Origin of the sequence: Robertmurraya siralis, from assembly GCF_005502275.1 — a bacterium.
GTDB classification, from domain to species: domain Bacteria; phylum Bacillota; class Bacilli; order Bacillales; family Cytobacillaceae; genus Robertmurraya; species Robertmurraya siralis.
Genome location: NZ_SWLZ01000058.1, coordinates 1 through 1781 on the forward strand (window position 1 = coordinate 1; position 1781 = coordinate 1781).

1 protein-coding gene is annotated in these 1781 nt (G+C 42.4%); it reads right to left on the reverse strand.

Annotated features, from left to right (window positions below; translation table 11 throughout):
• Positions 1-380: 380 nt before the first annotated feature.
• Entirely contained in the window at positions 381-1658 is a 1278-nt protein-coding gene (locus FCJ93_RS24615) for an IS110 family RNA-guided transposase (RefSeq protein ID WP_095314896.1), read from the reverse strand.
• Positions 1659-1781 lie beyond the last annotated feature (123 nt).

A 1781-nucleotide genomic window follows, 5' to 3' on the forward strand; every position in this document is an offset into this window, starting at 1 on the left:
CTCCCTCTATAAATATTGATATATCAACGGTTTGAACCGCTGTTGGAGTGCCAAAAAAATATTTTTCGACACGATTCCTAATAAAATTTACCTAATATGTTAAACTATTCCAATACATAGATACGCTACGCTGTCACTACTGGATAATGGTGGAAAGTAGTGATAAAAATTTATACGATGCACCATGGATCTCTGCGTCCCTTATGATGACGTACCCTCCCATGTCTCTGGGCATCTGTGTGCCTACATTCCTTCGTTCGGTCTAGTCATAAGGCAGAGGCTAGCAAAGCTCCTTTAGGGACTCAAGGTCGAATGGAAAAAAATAGTGCCAGCTTCTCCGTGTCATCCTGTTGTCTAGGTCTATTCAGGGGATGTAGAACTTACATAGCCTCTGCGAGACTTGGAATATCCTTCATCATTCGCTGAGCGTCAAACGCTTTGTGCTTTGTACTGATTCCATGCAACACTTTTAATAGTTTCCCACACAGAACCACAATGGATTGCTTCTTGCGCAAAGGATTAACTTTACGGTTTGTGTAATACTCATGTAACTGTCTAAAGGCCTCATTGTGACGAACCATTGGCATCATGACCCGGAAGAGGAGGGCACGCAGCTTTCTTCTCCCTCGTTTAGAGATGCGCTTTTGACCTTTGTGCTGACCAGAGGAGTTTTCACGTAACGTTAATCCCGCGAGTTTCATTAATTGGCGTGGATCTTCGTAGTGTGAGAAGCTTCCGATTTCAGCTAATAAATCAACAATCGTTGTATCTCCAAGCCCTGGAACCGTTGATAGCCATTCATATTCTACAGATGTTTGTACAATCTCAACTAAGTGCTGAGTAATGCTTTCGATATCTTGTTCAAGTTGATGGTAACGGCGGACGAGTGTGGCGATTTCTATACGTGCCATCTCACGTCCTTCTGTTACTCCGATAGAGTTAGCTGCGACTTCAATAAGACGCATAGCTTTCGGTCTTTGAGGGGATTTGAGTCCCTCGACCTTCCGATAAAGCGTCAAGATTTCATCGGGTAGCTTTTGATGAAGATCACTTGGGAATGGGGTACATTCAAGTACCGCCAAGGCCATCTTCCCGAAAGATGGAAACACCTGAGTAAATTCAGGAAAATAGCGATCTAACCACCGAATCATCCTGTTTTTGACAACGCCTAGTTCCTCGGTCAATTTATTTCTAAAAGTGGAACCAACCCGAAGTTCAGCCTCCATGTCTTTTAAAATACGTGGATAACTAAAGCGACCATCCTTAATCAGACGGGCGATGACTAGGGCATCTTTCCGGTCATGTTTGGTTGGCAAATTATCATCCAACTCTTTTGACCGTTTGACATGTATGGGATTGGTCATCACGATAGGAATACCATGTTCCTCAAGGAAATAGGCTAAATTGAGCCAGTAATGACCAGTAGGTTCAATTCCTACGATAACTTCTGTTTTTCCATGTTCTTTCATCGCAGTAAGAATACGATGATAAAAATACTGAAAACCATCATTAGACTGCAATACCGAAAAGGATTTTTGGAGCACTCGTCCCCGATCATCCACAAAGCAAGCGTAGTGTGTCTGCTTCGCAATATCGATTCCGACTACGAGTGTTTTTTCGGTGACTTGATTTATTTTCTGATTTTGTTTAAAATCCATTTTGGAGTCCTCCTTGGTTAACTAAGTTAGGGGTCAATTCTGCAGATTTGACACCCCATATCATACCAAGAGGGCTCTTTTTTGTTCAAGTCCCCGAAAATCTTTCTAACAGGAATGCTCCTT

What these genes read in the sequence shown, in the direction of transcription:
- FCJ93_RS24615 (WP_095314896.1), bottom strand. Translation starts at nt 1,658, where the DNA reads ATGGATTTTAAACAAAATCAGAAAATAAATCAAGTCACCGAAAAAACA.